General features: G+C 62.4%; 19 protein-coding genes. 9 read left to right on the forward strand and 10 right to left on the reverse strand.

Annotated elements, in window-relative coordinates; translation table 11 throughout:
• Positions 1-2 precede the first annotated feature (2 nt).
• From AC1RMF_RS09365 to speB, 7 genes are all read right to left on the reverse strand, one after another.
• The gene (locus AC1RMF_RS09365; protein WP_493141236.1) at positions 3-947 is read right to left on the reverse strand and encodes a 2-hydroxyacid dehydrogenase; all 945 of its coding nucleotides are present in this window, start codon (positions 945-947) and stop codon (positions 3-5) included.
• Between the two features lie 7 nt (positions 948-954).
• Positions 955-1,707, reverse strand: a complete 753-nt coding sequence (locus AC1RMF_RS09370; RefSeq protein ID WP_493141237.1) for a class II aldolase/adducin family protein — start codon at positions 1,705-1,707, stop codon at positions 955-957.
• Entirely contained in the window at positions 1,704-3,248 is a 1,545-nt protein-coding gene (locus AC1RMF_RS09375; RefSeq protein ID WP_493141238.1) for an amino acid ABC transporter permease/ATP-binding protein, read from the reverse strand. Before AC1RMF_RS09375 ends, AC1RMF_RS09370 begins: the two co-directional genes overlap by 4 nt.
• Positions 3,249-3,286: 38 nt before the next feature.
• Positions 3,287-4,096, reverse strand: a complete 810-nt coding sequence (locus AC1RMF_RS09380) for a transporter substrate-binding domain-containing protein (protein WP_493141239.1) — start codon at positions 4,094-4,096, stop codon at positions 3,287-3,289.
• A 61-nt stretch (positions 4,097-4,157) separates the two neighbouring features.
• Positions 4,158-5,231: an isopenicillin N synthase family dioxygenase gene (locus AC1RMF_RS09385; protein ID WP_342616834.1), complete on the reverse strand. Its 1,074-nt coding sequence runs from the start codon at positions 5,229-5,231 to the stop codon at positions 4,158-4,160.
• A 42-nt stretch (positions 5,232-5,273) separates the two neighbouring features.
• Positions 5,274-6,134: a sugar phosphate isomerase/epimerase family protein gene (locus tag AC1RMF_RS09390; protein ID WP_493141240.1), complete on the reverse strand. Its 861-nt coding sequence runs from the start codon at positions 6,132-6,134 to the stop codon at positions 5,274-5,276.
• Between the two features lie 10 nt (positions 6,135-6,144).
• Complete coding sequence (gene speB, locus AC1RMF_RS09395; protein ID WP_493141289.1) at positions 6,145-7,056, reverse strand: agmatinase; 912 nt, start codon at positions 7,054-7,056, stop codon at positions 6,145-6,147.
• Positions 7,057-7,222: 166 nt separating this feature from the next.
• Here speB and AC1RMF_RS09400 point away from each other — a divergent pair, with 166 nt between their 5' ends.
• Entirely contained in the window at positions 7,223-8,107 is an 885-nt protein-coding gene (locus tag AC1RMF_RS09400; protein ID WP_342616831.1) for a LysR family transcriptional regulator, read from the forward strand.
• Between the two features lie 40 nt (positions 8,108-8,147).
• Here the strand turns inward: AC1RMF_RS09400 and AC1RMF_RS09405 are convergent, their stop codons facing one another.
• The gene (locus AC1RMF_RS09405) at positions 8,148-8,528 is read right to left on the reverse strand and encodes a RidA family protein (protein WP_493141241.1); all 381 of its coding nucleotides are present in this window, start codon (positions 8,526-8,528) and stop codon (positions 8,148-8,150) included.
• 97 nt (positions 8,529-8,625) lie between these two features.
• Here AC1RMF_RS09405 and dinB point away from each other — a divergent pair, with 97 nt between their 5' ends.
• Complete coding sequence (gene dinB, locus AC1RMF_RS09410; protein WP_493141242.1) at positions 8,626-9,897, forward strand: DNA polymerase IV; 1,272 nt, start codon at positions 8,626-8,628, stop codon at positions 9,895-9,897.
• 12 nt (positions 9,898-9,909) lie between these two features.
• On the opposite strand, the gene AC1RMF_RS09415 is transcribed toward dinB, so the two are convergent.
• Positions 9,910-10,806, reverse strand: coding sequence for a LysR family transcriptional regulator (locus AC1RMF_RS09415; protein WP_493141243.1), 897 nt, complete (start codon positions 10,804-10,806; stop codon positions 9,910-9,912).
• Between the two features lie 130 nt (positions 10,807-10,936).
• On the opposite strand from AC1RMF_RS09415, the gene AC1RMF_RS09420 reads away from it, so the two are divergent.
• Positions 10,937-12,043: a clavaminate synthase family protein gene (locus AC1RMF_RS09420; protein WP_493141244.1), complete on the forward strand. Its 1,107-nt coding sequence runs from the start codon at positions 10,937-10,939 to the stop codon at positions 12,041-12,043.
• A 25-nt stretch (positions 12,044-12,068) separates the two neighbouring features.
• Positions 12,069-12,632, forward strand: a complete 564-nt coding sequence (locus AC1RMF_RS09425; protein WP_493141245.1) for an HD domain-containing protein — start codon at positions 12,069-12,071, stop codon at positions 12,630-12,632.
• Here AC1RMF_RS09425 and AC1RMF_RS09430 read toward each other — a convergent pair.
• Positions 12,598-13,329, reverse strand: a complete 732-nt coding sequence (locus AC1RMF_RS09430) for a hypothetical protein (RefSeq protein ID WP_342616827.1) — start codon at positions 13,327-13,329, stop codon at positions 12,598-12,600. The genes AC1RMF_RS09425 and AC1RMF_RS09430 overlap by 35 nt on opposite strands.
• Before the next feature lie 49 nt (positions 13,330-13,378).
• On the opposite strand from AC1RMF_RS09430, the gene AC1RMF_RS09435 reads away from it, so the two are divergent.
• The 5 genes from AC1RMF_RS09435 to map are packed head-to-tail and all read left to right on the forward strand — an operon-like array spanning position 13,379 to position 15,762.
• The gene (locus AC1RMF_RS09435) at positions 13,379-13,651 is read left to right on the forward strand and encodes a DUF2277 domain-containing protein (RefSeq protein ID WP_342616826.1); all 273 of its coding nucleotides are present in this window, start codon (positions 13,379-13,381) and stop codon (positions 13,649-13,651) included.
• A gap of 1 nt (position 13,652) precedes the next feature.
• Positions 13,653-14,165 (forward strand): GFA family protein, encoded by a 513-nt coding sequence (locus tag AC1RMF_RS09440; RefSeq protein ID WP_342616825.1) that lies wholly within the window; start codon positions 13,653-13,655, stop codon positions 14,163-14,165.
• Entirely contained in the window at positions 14,162-14,638 is a 477-nt protein-coding gene (locus AC1RMF_RS09445; RefSeq protein WP_493141246.1) for a low molecular weight protein-tyrosine-phosphatase, read from the forward strand. The genes AC1RMF_RS09440 and AC1RMF_RS09445 overlap by 4 nt, the downstream gene beginning before the upstream one ends.
• 8 nt (positions 14,639-14,646) lie before the next feature.
• Complete coding sequence (locus AC1RMF_RS09450) at positions 14,647-14,973, forward strand: hypothetical protein (RefSeq protein ID WP_342616823.1); 327 nt, start codon at positions 14,647-14,649, stop codon at positions 14,971-14,973.
• Between the two features lie 42 nt (positions 14,974-15,015).
• Positions 15,016-15,762 carry a type I methionyl aminopeptidase gene (map, locus tag AC1RMF_RS09455; protein WP_493141247.1) on the forward strand — a complete coding sequence of 249 codons (747 nt, stop codon included), beginning with the start codon at positions 15,016-15,018 and terminating at the stop codon, positions 15,760-15,762.
• Positions 15,763-15,764: the final 2 nt, after the last annotated feature.

Below are 15,764 nucleotides of genomic sequence, written 5' to 3' on the forward strand. Positions count from 1 at the left end.
GCCTAGTAGCGCCGCTCGCGGTCTATGGTGTGCAACGGACTTTTGCCGCTGCGGATGCGCAGCAGGTTGTCCACGATCTGGCGGGCAATCTCGGACTCTGACGCGGCCGATGCCATGTGCGGCGTGACCAGAATGGCCGGGTGGTTCCACAGCGGGTCTTCGGGCGACAGGGGCTCCTGCGCAAAGGTATCGAGCACCGCGCCGCGCAGGCGGCCGCTGTCGAGTGCGGATAGCAAGTCTCCTGTGACCACATGCTCGCCCCGCCCCGCATTGATCAGCGCGGCACCCGGCTTGAGCTGGGAGAAGAACGCAGCGTTGCAGATACCGTGGGTGGATGCAGTGAGCGGCAACAGGCACACCACCACATCCAGCGGCGCCAGAAAGGGTTTCAGTTCGGCGTCGCCGGCATAGGTGTCCACGCCGGCAATGCCATGTTTGCTGCGCGACCAGCCGCTCACCGTGAATCCGTTGTCCCGCAGGCAGCGCGCAGCCTGCTCGCCCATGGCGCCCAACCCCATGATGCCCACGCGGCATTCGGCTGCTGCGCGTTGTGGCGGCATGCGCCAGATGCGCTGCGCGTGCTGCTGCAGCACCAGGTCCATCTGGCGGTGAAAGTGCAGCGTGGCCCACAGGATGAACTCCGCCATGCCGCGTGCCTGCTGGCTATCCACGATGCGGCTGATGGGCACCTCCGGCGGCAGATCGCTCAGGCGCAGGATGTGCTCCACCCCGGCACCTATGGAGGCAATGAGCTGCAACTGCGGCAAGGTGTTGAGCAAGCCGGCGGGCGGATGCCAGGCGGCCACCGCCAGCACGTCAGCGGCATCTGCCGCTTCGGGCCAGAGGCGCACCTGCAGGTCCGGCATGACCGGTGCTGCGGCCTGTGCCAGGGCGGTTTGCAGCGTGTGCAGATCGTCTGTCGCGCTGCAGACAAGCAAGGTAGCCATGGGTGCCTTAGTTCTTGTAGTCGGGTTCGGTGCGTTCGAGCTGGCGCAGCCAGGCGGCCCAGACGACGTGGCGCTCATGTTGCACGCCCTTGAACTGCTGGCTGGCATGCGCGCTCAGGTGCGCGGGCAGCTCGGTCACGCCGCCACCCAGACAGGCCATTTGCGCTGCGGCCAGCTGGATTTCGCAGGCACGGTTGAGGTAGTACATCACGCAGAAGGCGTCGGCCACCGTAGGGCCCACGCTGAGCAGCCCATGGTGGCGCAGGATCAGGCCCATGTTGTTGCCCAGTGCCTGCTGGATGCGGCTGCGCTCTTCCAAGTTGAAGGCCACGCCCTCGTAAGGGTGGTAGCCAATGCCCTGGTAGAACTCGGTGGAAATCTGGTTGAGCTGCAGCAGACCGCGCTCGCTGGCGGCCACCGCCATGCCGGCCAGCGTGTGGGTGTGGATGACGCAGTGTGCATCGTCACGCGCGGTATGCACCGCGCTGTGGATGGTGAAGCCGGCCGGGTTGTATTTGGCGTCGCCATCAACAATCTTGCCCTTGACGTCCACCACGATCAGGTCGCTGGCGCGCACCTCGCCAAACATCAGGCCAAAGGGGTTAAGCAAAAAGCGCTCTTCGCCCCCCGCTGAGGGCAGACGCACCGAGAAGTGGGTGTAGATGGTGTCTTCCCAGCCAAAGCGCGCGGCCAGCCGGTAGGCGGCTGCCAGATCGCGACGCAGGGCGGTTTCTTGTGTTGCGGTAAGGGAAGTGGTCATAGTGGTGTGTTGGCTGTGTTGTCCAGCCCCATGAACTTGCGCACGCGCAGCAGGGTTTCATCGGGCTCGGTCTGGTTGCGCAGTTGTTCGGGGGAAATATCCAGCTGCAATCGGCCGCCTTCCATGAAGACGATGCGGTCCGAGATCTGCAGGGCAAAGTCCATTTCGTGCGTCACGATCAGCATGGTCATGCCTTCCTTGGCCAGGCTCTGGATGACCTTGAGCACATCGCCCACCAGCTCGGGGTCCAGCGCCGAGGTGGGTTCGTCGAACAGCATGATGTCGGGCTGCAGGGCCAGCGCCCGCGCAATCGCCACACGCTGTTGCTGACCGCCGGAGAGCTGGTGCGGGTATTTTTCAGCGTGGGCCAGCAACCCCACCTTGTCGAGCAGGCGCAGGGCTACCGCGCGGTCCATTTGCGTGTCTGTGCTGCCGTGGTAGTGCGGGGCCATCAGGATGTTGCCCAGCACGGTGAGGTGGGGAAACAGGTTGAAGCTCTGGAACACCATGCCGATACGGCGTATGCCTTTGCGCACGCGCGCACTGTCGGGCTTGTCGCCAGCCTGGATGTAGCTTTCGCCAAACAGAATGATCTCGCCCGCGTCGATTTTTTCCAGGGCATTGATGGTGCGGATCAGCGAGGTCTTGCCGGAGCCCGAAGGACCGATCACGCTGAGCACATCGCCTGCGGCCACGCACAGGTCCACTCCACCCAGCACCTTGTGCGTGCCATAGCTTTTGTGGATGCCACGCATCTCCAGCGTCAGCGGCTGGCCGGGCACATGCACCGACACGTTGGCCGCGGGCACGGGGCCCAGCGCCTGCAGCCACTGGGCACAGGTAGCATCATCCAGCGTGGGTGGCTGGCGGCGCTGCAGGTCCAGCTTGCGCTCCACCCAGTGAAAGGCCGAGCCGAACAGCGACACGATCAGCACGTAATACACCGCCACGGCCAGCAGGGTTTCCATGACCAGGAAGTTCTGGCTGTACAGGCGCTGCCCCGTCATCAGCAACTCTTGCAAAGAGATGACGGAAACCAGCGAGGTCAGCTTGATGACGGTGACGTATTCGTTCACCAAGGTAGGCAGCGCAATGCGCAGCGCCTGCGGCACCACGATGCGGGACTGCACGCCCAGAAAACCCAGGCCCAGCGCATGCCCGGCCTCACGCTGGCCGCGCGACACCGACAGCAGGCCGCCGCGGTGGATTTCGGCCATGTAGGCGGTTTCGGTCAGGACCAGCGAAACCAGCCCCGACACGAACGGAATCGAGAGCACCGGTCCGCTGGCAGGAAAGATCTGGGGCATATTGAAAACAAACACCAGCAGCACCAGCAAGGGCACGCTGCGAAAGAACCAGACATAGACCTTGGCCAGGGCGCGCAGCCCGGCCATGGTGGAGAGCTCGGCGCTCGCCACCACAAAGCCCAGCACCATGCCGATGATCCAGGACAGCGAGCCCAGCTCGATGACCGTGACACAGGCACGCCAGAACATCCCCATGGAAAAGAGTGAGAAAAAATAGGTCCAGTCCAACTCCATGGGAATCCTCTGCGTGCCGTGGTGTAGAAGCGGTCGGTTTACTTGGAGGCGACGGGTGTCAGCTCATACTTCTTGAGCAACGCGCCGAATTCACCGCTCTTGCGCACTGCGGCCAGCGCGCTTTCCAGTCCTTGGAAAACAGCCGTGTTGCCCTTCTTCACATAGATGCCCAGGGTCTGGGGATAGACGATGGCGGGCGAGCTGATGGCCAGGCGGCCCTTGCTGCGTTCCACAAAGGTCTTGGCCGCACCGGCAATTTCCAGTTGGGCCTGCACGTTCTTGGACAACAGGGCCTGGGAGACTTCAGGCGCCGTGGGGAACTCGCTCACTTCCACGGCAGGCTTGCCGTTGGGTGCGCAGTATTCGGTGGACAAGATCTTGAGCGCCTTGACCCAGCTGGTGCCGGCTTCCAGACCCACCTTCAGGCCGCACAGGTCTTTCTCGGTCTTGGGTTGGGCGGGGCTGTCCTTGGGCACCATGATCAGCGCACCGGTGGTTGCGTAGGGAATGGCGTCGGCAATGGCGGTGCGCTCGGCCGTAACGTACAGGCCGGAGATCACCACGTCGTGCTGACCGCCGTTGAGGCCCAACACCAGGTTGGCGAACTTGGTGTCGGCAAACTGGGGCTTGAGCTTCATTTCACGTGCCAGCAGGGCCGACACTTCGGGGTCAAAACCCACCACCTTGTCACCGTCGTACGACTCGAAGGGTGGGTAGGAAATTTCCATCGCCACCTTCAATACGCCGGGGGCGAGGGTTTGCGCCTGTACGGCGGACGCGCCAACCAGAACAAGTGCGGCGGCGAAGCCCAGCTTCATTTTGCGGGACAGGGAAGATGCTTTGGTCATGGTGAAAAACTCCTAGGTTGGGAACAGAAAAACAGGGTAAGGAAAAAAGTGAAACGGGGAATCAAGCAGGCGTGGTTTCGGTCTTCTTGAAGTTGCCGAAGCTCGACGGTTTGCGCGCACCGTGGGGCAGTTGCAGTTCGCCTGCTGCCACCTTTGCACGCAGGTAGCTGTAGGTCTGCAGCGCCATGCTCCACATGTGTTCGCCGATGGTGATTTCCTCGTAGGAGGTCTCTGCGCCCTCTTCTAGGAACTGGGGCAAGGGCCGCACCTTGGTGTTGTAGTCACAGGCGAAGAACAGCGGGAAGGAGTAGCGCTCGTGCTTGACCTTGCGCACGCGGTGGCTGGTGGCCACAAAGGCGCCTGCGGTCCAGACTTCCAGCATGTCGCCCACATTGATGACGTAGGCCTCTTCGCCATCCACCGTGACCGGGGGCGCATCGATCCATTGGCCCTTGTCGTTGAGCACTTCCAACCCGGGCTGGTCGGCCAGCAGCAGCGTGAAGCACTCGTAGTCGGTATGTGCGCCAATGCCGGGCACATCTTCCGCGCTGGGGTCCACCGGGTAGTGGATCAGGCGCAACTTGGACGGCGGGCAGGTGACGTAGGCATCGAAGGCGTCCTCGGGCTGGCCCAGGGCCAGTGCAAAGGCATGCATCAGGCGCTGACCCAGATTGAACACGGCGGCGTAGTAGGCCTGCACCGCCTCTTTGAAACCGGGCAGGTCTGGCCATTTGTTGCCACCGATCAGTGGCAGGTTGGCCTTCACCATGGGATGGTCGTCGGCGGCCTCAAAGCCGATGTCGTAGGCCTCCTTGTGGTCAGGGCGCCCCTGAGCATAGATCTCTTCGCCTTCGGGCACAAAGCCCTTGTGGCCGCGCCCCAGGCCGATGTGGTAGCCCATCTTCCACTCCAGTTCCTTGGCATAGAGCTGGGCCGCAGCGGCACGCAATGCGGCAATCTGGCTGGCAGCAATGCCATGGCCGCTGATGTAGAAGAAGCCGACGTTGCGGGCAGCGTCGCCAATTTCGTCGGCCACCGCCTTGCGGTCTTCCAGCCGGTCGCTGAACAGGCCTTTGATGTTGATGATCGGTAGCGCAGAGAAGTCGCCCCGTGCGCTGTATTTGGATGTACTCATATGGTGGTCTGGCAGGATGAAGGTAGGGTCAAGGGAAAGCGTTCAGTTCGATGCACCGGACCTGGCAGACGACCAACGCAAGAAGTGTGCTTGCTCGGTATGTGCCATCCAGCGGTTGAGCTCGGCAGTGTCGGCAATGGGGGCGCGGGTAAAAGGCAGCAGGTGCGTATAGCCATCGGGGCCGCACTCCGGCGTGAGCGTGGTGGTGGTGTAGCCACGCTGCACCTGTGAGGCCCAGACGGCCTCCCACACACCCTGGTGGAATGCCAGTTCGCGGGCGTATTCGGGCGCTGCCGGATGGGGAACCTGCGGACCCTGGTCATAGCCCACGCGTGCCTGCACATGGTGCACACGCTCCACAAAAGGCGTCAGCTCATCGACAGGGTCACACAGCAGCCGCTCACTCACCACCACCCAGTGGCTGATGTCGGCGGTGAAGCGCAACTGCGGCAGTTGCGCGATCAGCTCCAGCGTGAGCCAGGGGCTGTAGAGCGAGGTGGCGCGGTGCGTCTCAAAGCTGCACACCACGCCCGCCGCATCAGCCAGCGCCTGTGCCCGCCCGAAGAACTCCACCTGCTGGGCCAGGGGCCAGCGGTCGTTGCCAGCCAGCAGGTTCAGAAAGCGGGGTTGCAGCTGGGCTGCGTTGTCCAGCGCAAGCTGCAGGCGATCGAGATGCTGCTGTGCGGTCCAGGACTGGTTGGGTATCACATCTCCACCGGTAAAGACGATGGCGATGTAAGCCAGCCCTTCCTGCTGCAACGCACTGGCCAGGGTACGCACCGCAAAAGGGTCGGTCGGCATGCGGGCCTCCACGCCCACGCCGCCCATCTGGCGCACCTGGGCTGCGCACTGGCTCCAGTCGCCCTGCCAGCCCCACAGCGTCTTGAATACGTCCAGCTTCACGGCGCGTCCTTCAGCGAGACTGCACGCCGGGCAACACGCACAGCATTTCGTACAACAGGTTGGCGCCCAGCTGCGCGGTATTGCCGCTGAGGTCATACGGTGGGGAAACCTCCACTAGGTCACCACCGATCAGATTGAGACCCTTGCAGCCACGCACGATTTCCAGGCCCTGGATGGAAGTCAGGCCGCCCACCTCAGGCGTGCCGGTGCCGGGCGCCCAGGCCGGGTCAATGCCGTCGATGTCAAAGCTGAGATACACCGGGCCGTCGCCCATGATGGCGCGCACGTCGGCCATCAGCGGGGTGAGCGACTTGTACCAGCACTGCTCGGCGGTAAAGAGCCTGAAGCCCTGGTCCACACCCCATTGGAAGTCGCCGCTGGTATAGCCCTGGGCGCGCTGGCCGATCTGCACCACGCGCTTGCAGTCAAGCAGACCTTCCTCCACGGCGCGGCGGAAGGTGCTGCCATGGGTTATCTTTTCTCCAAACATATCGTCGTTGGTGTCGGTATGGGCATCCACATGGATCAGCCCCACCGGCCCGTGCTTCTTGGTCAAAGCCCGCAGAATGGGCAAGGTGATGGTGTGGTCACCTCCCAAGGTGAGCGGAATCACGGGGAAGGCATTGAGCCGGGTGTAGGCCTCTTCAATGATGCGCACCGAGTCCAACAGGTTGAAGGTGTTGATGGCCACATCGCCCAGGTCGGCCACCTGCAGGGTGTCGAACGGCGCGGCTCCGGTGGCCATGTTGTAGGGGCGAATCATCACGGATTCCGCACGGATGCTGCGCGGGCCGAAACGGGTGCCCGCCCGCAGGGAAGCACCAATATCCAGCGGCACACCCATGAAGGCGACATCCAGGCCTTCTGGCGAGGTGGCAGAGGGCAATCGCATCATGGTGGCCAGTCCGGCAAAGCGTGGCATTTCGTTGCCGCCCTGGGGTTGGTTGAGCTGTTTGGACACGTGAATTTCCTTGGGGTCTATGTCGTTGATGGCCCATTATTCCGGCGACTTGCATCCATAAAAAATGCGGGATTTGAAATAATCAGTTCAGAAAAACCTAAACTAAGTACCCACACCGGAATCGCCCATGCCCGACCTCAAACTGCTTCGCATCTACGTTTCTGTTGCACGCCACCAGGGCTTCTCCCGGGCGCAGCAGGAGCTCAATCTCACCACCTCGGCCATCAGCACCTATATGAGCCAGCTGGAGACACAGGTGGGCTTCACCCTGTGCCAGCGCGGGCGCGGCGGCTTCAAGCTCACTGAGAAAGGCGAGATGCTGCTGGGCGAGGCACAGCGCCTGCTGGCAGACATCGAGGGCTTCAAGGCCTATACCGCGTTGCTCAAGGGCGACATGGCTGGCACACTCAAGATGGGTGTGCTGGACTCCACCGTCACCGACAAGGGCCTGGCCCTGCCCACGGTGATCGGGGAATTCTGCAAGCGCTACCCGTCCGTGCACCTGAGCCTGTTCGTCAAGAGCCCCTATGAGCTGCAGGATGCGGTTCTGTCCAACGAACTGGACCTTGCCGTGGGCTTTTTCCCGGCTCGCGCCAACGGCCTGATGTACTACCCGCTGTACCGCGAGCAGCTGTGGCTGTATTGCAGCGACCAGCACCCCCTGTTTGCGCAGAAACGCGTGTCGGAATCAGCTGTGACGGAATACAGCACGGTGCGCCACCGCTACTGGAGCCAGACCGAGCTGGGGCGCCTGGGCTTCAACCGCAGCGTGGCCACGGTGGAGAGCATGGAAGCGCAGCTCATCCTGATCCTCTCCGGTGCCTACACCGGCTATCTGCCGGAGCACTATGCGCAGCCCTGGGTAGACCAGGGTCGCCTCAAGGTGCTGCTGCCTTCGGCGTTTGGCTACCAGTCGCAGTTCTCGCTGGCGGTGCGCCGGGGCCGCAGCCGAGAACCCCATCTGCAAACCATTCGCGAACTGCTGCAGAGCAAGTCGTCGCGGCGCAAGTGAGGCAGTCAGGTCTCGGCGGCAAATGAAACAAGTCTGGAGATCAGGTCTTGAGCGCCGTCACTTCGATTTCAATTTTCATGCGCGGATCGGCCAGGCCCGCCGAAATCATCATGGCGGCGGGCCGCACCTCGCCAAAGTATTGGCGTAGCACCGGCCAGCAGGCCTCGAACTCCGCAGCGTTCGGCAGCACGTAGGTTACCCGCACCACATCTTTCAAGCTGGCACCCGCCTGCTCCAGGGCGGACTGGATATTGCGCAGGCATTGCGCGGCCTGCTCGACCACGTTGTCCGAAATGGTCATGGCGGTGTAGTCAAAACCCGTGGTGCCGGATACAAAGACCCAGGGCTCTGCGACAACGGCACGGGAGTAACCGATCTGCGCTTCAAAGGTGGAGCCGGAACTGATGAGGGTGCGAGGCATAGGGTGCTCAAAGGGAGTGGAAAGCCCTTGCACTGTAACGCCAAACGGCGGGGGTAGTGGCGTCTCTATACTTGTGCGCAAGCTCTCTTGTGCCTCTATGTCCGCGCCCACTTCCACCACCCCACCACCCCCCTTGCGCCGCATTGCGCACCTGGACATGGATGCGTTTTACGCCTCCGTGGAGCTGCTGCGCTATCCGCAGCTCAAGGGGCTGCCGGTAGTGATTGGCGGCGGGCGCCGGCGCGAGGACGACCTGCTGGGCCGGCTGCGCGCCACCCATCCGGACCAGGAGTGGAGCAGCGAACATCTGCACCGCATCCCGGTAGACTTCTTTCCCCTGCTGGCGGGCTACACCGGGCGCGGCGTCATCACCACCGCCACCTACGCGGCACGGCAGTTTGGCGTGGGTTCGGCCATGGGCCTGATGAAAGCGGCCAAGCTCTGCCCGCAAGCCATATTGCTGCCAGTGGACTTTGACCAGTACCGGCATTACTCGCGCCGCTTCAAGGCCCTCATCACCGAGATTGCGCCACTCATGGAAGACCGCGGTGTGGATGAGGTCTACATCGACTTCACCGACGTACCCGGCGGCCAGCGCGAAGGCGGACGGGTACTGGCGCGGCTCATACAAAAGGCCATTTTTGACGACACCGGCCTGACCTGCTCGGTGGGCGTGGCGCCCAACAAACTGCTGGCCAAGATGGCCAGCGAATTCAACAAGCCCAACGGCATTTCCATCGTGATGGAAGAAGACCTGGAGTCCAAGATCTGGCCGCTGGCCTGCCGCAAGATCAATGGCATTGGCCCCAAGGCCGATGCCAAACTCCAGAGCCATGGCATCACCACCATAGGCCAGTTGGCCGCGCGGGACTTGCAGTGGCTGATGGACACCTTTGGCGAACGCACGGGCGCCTGGATGCATGCAGCCTCCCACGGCCAGGACAACCGTCCGGTGGTGACCGAAAGTGAGCCGGTGAGCATGAGCCGCGAGACCACGTTCGACCGCGACCTGCATGCCGTGCGCGACAAGGCCGAGCTGGGCGCCATCTTCACCAAGCTGTGCGAGCAGGTGGCTGGCGACCTGCAACGCAAGGGTTACGTGGGCAAGACCATTGGCATCAAGCTGCGCTTCGACGACTTCCAGATCGTCACACGCGACCAGACCATAGACCACTACATCGCCGATGCCAAGGCCATACGCCAGTTTGCCGGGCAGTGCCTGAAGCGCGCACCGCTGCAAAAGCGTCTGCGCCTGCTGGGAGTAAGGGTGGGGGCGTTGCTGAAGGCGGATGATGCGGGGGCAGCGGAAACCATCACCCATCGCAGTGATGGCACTGTCGTGGACGAGTTGACAGGGCAGCTTTTCTAGGCCAGAGCGTGATCAGCCCGACACACTCTGGAACACCGCCATCTCCCGCAGCAACCAGTCCTTGAACACCTTGCTGGCATGGCGCGTGCGCATGCCTTCCGGCGCAATCAGGTAGTAAGACTCCTTCAAGGGGATGGAGAACGCAAAGGGCCGCACCAGTTGGCCAGATACCAGCAAGTCGTTGACGATGGTTTCATGCGCCAGCGCCACGCCCAGATCACGCTGCGCCCACTCCAGGCTCAAGGCCCAGGTGCTGGCGCGATGCACCGCAGGCACCTCCAGGCTATGGCCCTGGGGATGCGCCTTGAGCCAGGCACCCCAACTCTGGGCGGTGCCGGGCAGATCAAACAGGCGCTGCGCCAGCAGGTCATCCAGCGATTTGATCTGGCGCGCCAGCTTCGGTGAACACACCGGGAACAAGGTGTCGCGCGTGAGGCGCTTGCCGGCAATGCCCTCCTTTTTGCCCAGGCCAAACACGATCTGCATGGACGCGGCGTGGTTGGGTCGCTCCTCACTCCAGACCGAGGTGGCCAGGTTGAGCTGCACACTGGGGTTCTCTTCCATGAACTGGCCCAGACGCGGCGTGAGCCAGAACAGGGCAAACGACAGGTTCACCTGCAGCTCCAACACATCCGGGTCATTGCGCCCCTGCAGGACCGTGGTGCCTTCCTCCAGCATGGCGAATGCCGCCTGAACCGTGGGCAGGTAACCACGCCCCTCGTCGGTGAGTTCCAGGCCACGCGCGCGGCGCAGGAACAGGCTGCGCCCCAAGGCGCTCTCCAGGCTCTTGATCTGCTGGCTCACGGCGCTTTGGGTCATGTTCAGCTCCTCCGCCGCAGAGGTGAAACTCAGCGCGCGGGCCGAGGCCTCAAAGGCGCGCAGCCAGTTCAAGGGGGGAAGTCGGGCCATGGGGCATCCATAAGTGAGGCATTAGTCAAACTAATCTTATAACGAAAGTTTTTTCGTTTGAAGAATTGAGGGAAGTCAAGCAAACTGCATTCCATCGTCCACTGCCCTGTCGCTGCCCGCGAAGAACACCGTGAAATCTGAAATCCTTCTGCATACCGAATCCAAGCCCGTGCGCGTGATGCTGCGCCAGGGCGCCAAGGAAACCGAGCTCCCCGCCCTGTGGCTGCGCGCCCGCAGCCTGGACCCGTCGCAGCGCGACGTGGTCACTGGCCAGCGCCTGATGAACCCGCACCTGCTGCCCGACGATCTGTACCTGCTGGGCGCACGCCATGTGGAGGGCAAGCTGCATCTGTCGTTCAGCGATGGGTTCTCCGGCCAGTTTGACCCGGAGGAACTGGTGCAAGGTGCGGTGCTCAGCACCGGCTGCCCCGAACCCAAGCCCTGGCGCTCGGACCTGACGCCACGCCCGGTTTACCGCTGGGCAGATCTGCAGCAGGAGGCGGTGCTCTACCGCGCCCTGCGGGACTTCATTGAACGCGGCTTCCTGCTGGTGAATGAGACACCCACCAAGGCCGACTCGATTCTGGAAATCGCCCATCGCTTCGGCTTTGTGCGCACCACCAACTTCGGCGCCTTCTTTGAGGTCTATTCCCGCCCCGACTCCAACGATCTGGCCTACCGCCCGGTCGCCCTGGGCCCGCACACCGACAACCCTTACCGCACGCCGGTGCCGGGCATCCAGATCCTGCAATGCTTGCAGAACGAAACCTCGGGCGGCCTGTCCACCCTGGTGGACAGCCTGGCCGTGGCCGAGCAGGTGCGCCGCGAAGACCCGGAAGGTTTTGCGCTGCTGAGCCGCATTCCGGTGCGCTACGAGTTCCGCGATGCGACCACGCATCTGGTGTCCATCAAGCCCATGATCGAGCTCGACGGCGAGGGCAACATGACCGGCGTGCACTACAGCCCGCGCCTGGACGACATCCCGGTGATGTCGCAGGAAGATACCCGCCGCTACCACGCAGCGCGCAAGCGCCTGGGCGTGCTGTTTGAAGACCCGCAGTACGAGCTGCGCATACGCCTGAACGCGGGCGAAATGATGATGTTTGACAACAACCGCGTGCTGCACGGGCGCACCGCCTTCGATCCGTCGGAAGGACACCGCCAGTTGCAAGGCTGCTATGTGGACCGCGACGGCCCGCGCAGCCAGTACCTGGTCCTCAAACGTCAAATCGGCTGATCGCCCCCCTATCAAGGAACTGAACATGGATACCGTTGCCTTTACCCAGATGAAAGATGGCACCCGCGAGGAGTACGCCTTTCTGCAGAAGCTGGAACACGATTACATACGCGCCCTGCCCGACCGGCTGCTGCTGGCGCTGGAGCGCCTGGGCGGATCGCTGCAGGGTTACAAGATTTCCCGGCTGGAGCACTCCCTGCAAAGCGCGACCCGCGCCGAGGACGACGGTGCCGACATCGAGATGGTGGTGGCAGCCCTGCTGCACGACCTGGGCGATGAGCTAGCCCCCGAGAACCACTCGCAGTTTGCCGCCAGCATTCTGCGGCCCTTTGTGCGCCCCGAGGTGACGTGGGTGGTGGAGATGCATGGACTGTTCCAGATGCAGTACTACGCGCACCACTACGACAAGGATGCGCAAGGCCACCTGGCGTACAAGGACCACCGCTGGTTTGAATCCTGCCAGCGCTTTTGCGAGCGCTACGACCAGGCCGCCTTCGACCCGGCCTACCCGACCAAGCCCCTGAGCCACTTTGAGCCCATGCTGCGCGAGGTGTTCAGCCGACCGGCATTTGCGCATCCAGCGCAATGACCGACGGTGCGGCTTTTGCCAGCGCCATCCAGACGGAAAACGACAAGGTTCTGGCTTCTTTCCGGGGAGCCATGCGCAGGACTTCGAGCTTGTCGTTGGCATACAGCATCACGCCGCACTCCATGGGAATCTCCTCCGGCTCGCCAATGGCCTGGCCTTTGGCATTGCAGCCGAGCACGTACCAACATTGGCCGCCGATATCGAGATAGGCATTGCGCTTGTCGACCTGTTTGAGATCGCCCAGCAGGTCGGCACGGCTGACCTTGATCTCGTGCACGATGGGCTCCAGATAGTCCGGGCGTGAGCTGTTGCGGATGGAAAACACGTCCGGGTTGCACATCTTCCAGCGCGGCTTGGACGACGCTTCGTCAGCGGCCGGCAACATGGCGCGCAGGCTCAAGCCCTTCCAGACCAGGCGCCCGTCACGCGCCATGGCCTGCGCCACCTGGTCCACCAGCGCCTCATGCGCCGAAAACGCCTTGCGGTTGCTGTGCGCCGCACCCGCCAGAAACTGGATGCCGGCATCCGTGACCCGTACGCATTCCAGACCACCCGGATTGGGGATGCGCTCCAGCAGGCCGGCCGCTAGCAGCTCCACCTCCACCACGTCCAGACAAGGCCAGCCCGCGGAGCGGTAGACCTCGCGCAGTCGCTTGGCGTGGACGCGCTTGAGAGTGGGCTGAACGGGTGTGGTCATTGGCGGTATGGTAATTTCTGTGCCATCGCCATTTTGGAGTGAAAGCACCATGTGCCGAAGCATCAAGACCCTCTTCAACTTTGATCCCCCCGCCACGGAAATCGAGATACGCGACGCCTCGCTGCAGTTTGTGCGCAAGCTCAGCGGCTTCAACGTGCCATCCAAGGCCAATGAGGCCGCTTTCGAGCGCGCCGTGCAAGAGGTAGCCGCCAGCGCACGCACCTTGATCCAGTCGCTGACGACCCATGCCAGCCCGCGCAACCGGGAAGTGGAAGCCGCAAAGGCCAAAGCGGCGCAAGGGGCCCGGTGGGGCACGCGTTGACATGACCAAGTCAGTTTCAACACAAGACGCGTTTCCTGCCGAAGGTGGCTGCGATTGCCAAGCCGTTCGTTATCGCATGGAAACCAAGCCATTAGTCGTGCACTGCTGCCACTGCCGCTGGTGCCAAAGGGAATCCGGTGCTGCCTTTGCGCTCAATGCCATGATAGAAGCGGATCGTGTCACCATGCTTGGAGTGCCTCCGGAAGTGGTGGACACGCCCTCTGCCAGTGGCCTGGGCCAAAAGATTGCACGCTGCCCGACCTGCAAGGTGGCGGTATGGAGCCACTACGCCGGATCGGGCGCTGCCGTCAAATTCGTTCGCGTTGGCACGTTGGACAATCCGGACCTGCTGCCACCAGATGTCCATATCTTCACTGCCTCCAAGCAGCCTTGGGTTGTACTACCCGAAGGCGCCGTTGCGTTTGAAGACTACTATGCGCGCGAACACGTTTGGCCCGCTGAGAGTCTGGCAAGGCGAAAGACCATGCTGGCTGCCAAGTCAGGCGCTACATGACGACACCCTACTCCATCCTGTTTGTGTGCATGGGCAATATTTGCCGCAGCCCCACTGCACACGGTGTGTTCCGCCACAAGGTCATGAGGCAGAGCATGGCTGATCGGGTTGCGATCGATTCCGCAGGTACCCACAACTACCATCCCGGCAGCGCGCCCGATGCGCGCTCACAAGCGCATGCTGCCAGACGTGGCTATGACCTGTCGGACCTGCGTACGCGGCAAATACAGAAAAGTGACTTCGAGCGCTTTGACCTGATTCTGGTGATGGACTGGGACAACCTCGCCGAGGTGAAAGAAATGTGTCCACCGCACCATCTGCCCAAGATTCGTCGCCTCACCGAGTTCTGCCAGAAATCGGACGACCCGGTGGTGCCCGACCCCTACTATGGTGGTCCGCAGGGCTTTGACCAGGTGCTGGATCTGGTGGAAGACGCCTGTGATGGATTGATACTGCACGTGCAGACTGTCTGACAGCATCCATGGGAAAGCGCAGCCATTACAGCGTCTACGTCATCGAACTGTCGAAAGACGTGTTGCTTGAAGCGAAGTTTCTCAAAGCCAATCCGCACTATGTCCAAGGCAAGCCCTGTGTCTACGTTGGAATGACCGGTTTGGACCCGGATGTGCGGTTTGACAAGCACAAGGCCGGCATCCAGCACAATCGCTACGTTCTGCTGTATGGCCTTCAATTGGTTCCCGACCTGTATGAAGCCTATAACCCGATGTCCTACAAGGCGGCCGTGGACATGGAGATTGAATTGGGCATCGGTTTGCGCGAGGCCGGATTCGGTGTCTGGCAGGCATGAGAAAGCCACCGGACAGTTCCCCTATTTCAACAAGGAGGTCCCATGACCATTGAAACCCAAGACGACGTCGCTGCACTTCAACGCATCGGCAAAATTGTTTCCAGCGTGCTGCAGGAGATGCTCGACGCGGCCGAACCGGGCATGACCACGCGCGAGCTGGACGCCTTGGGAGGGCAATTGCTGGAGCGCCATGGTGCGCGATCTGCGCCCATGCTCACCTACAACTTCCCTGGTGCGACCTGCATCAGCATCAACGAAGAGGCTGCACACGGCATTCCCGGTGATCGGGTGATCCGAGCGGGTGACGTCTTGAACGTGGACGTCTCCGCCGAACTGGGAGGCTATTTCGCCGATACCGGAGGTACCAAGGTTGTGCCCCCGACCAACCCGCAGAAGACGCGCTTGTGCCATGCCACGCGCATGGCCCTGCAAAACGCCATGAAGCATGCCCGCGCGGGCCAGCCCATCAATGGCATCGGTGCGGCCATCCAGCGCACAGCCAAGGCATACGGCTTCAAGATCATCGAGAACCTGGGCAGCCACGGCGTGGGGCGTGCATTGCATGAAGCGCCAGAGCATATTGCCGGCTACTTTGATCCGACCGATACCCGCGTGTTGGAAGAAGGCATGGTGATCACCATTGAACCCTTTCTTTCCACCAAGAGCCGTGTGGTGAATGAGACGTCCGATGGATGGACTCTGGTGGGCGTGCGTGGCAACTTGTCCGCGCAGTACGAGCACACCATGATCATCACCCAGGGTGAGCCCATCGTTGTCACGCAGCACTGAGT

It is taken from the genome of Rhodoferax sp. GW822-FHT04A08 (assembly GCF_058801025.1).